The 323-nt window shown below is 39.0% G+C and carries 1 pseudogene; it reads left to right on the forward strand.

Annotated elements, in window-relative coordinates:
- Window positions 1-4: 4 nt before the first annotated feature.
- Window positions 5-265, forward strand: a pseudogene (locus CWB80_RS22210) (arginine repressor); the annotation flags it as partial.
- Between the last annotated feature and the right edge of the window lie 58 nt (window positions 266-323).

Here is a 323-nt window from a genome sequence, read left to right on the forward strand (position 1 = left end):
CAACATGCACCCACAAGACAAACAAGAAGCACTGATCAAAGCGTTTAAAGCGCGATTAAAAGCAGAAAACTTCGGTTCACAAGCTGAGAGTGTCGACGCAATAAAAGAGCAAGGCTTTGAGAATAGTAGTCAAAGTAAAGTATCTCGCATGTTAAGCAAATTTGGTGCGGTACGTACTCGTAATGCTAAACAAGAAATGGTCTATTGCTTACCGGCTTAAAATCGTGTGCCAACATCGAAAAGCCCTATGCGTCAGCTTGTTATTTAAATTATACATAAAGAAATAATGATCAATATTCCCAACAGTCAATACCCAGAGCAAT

Source organism: Pseudoalteromonas sp. S1650, from assembly GCF_005887195.1.
In the GTDB taxonomy this organism is placed as follows: domain Bacteria; phylum Pseudomonadota; class Gammaproteobacteria; order Enterobacterales; family Alteromonadaceae; genus Pseudoalteromonas; species Pseudoalteromonas simplex.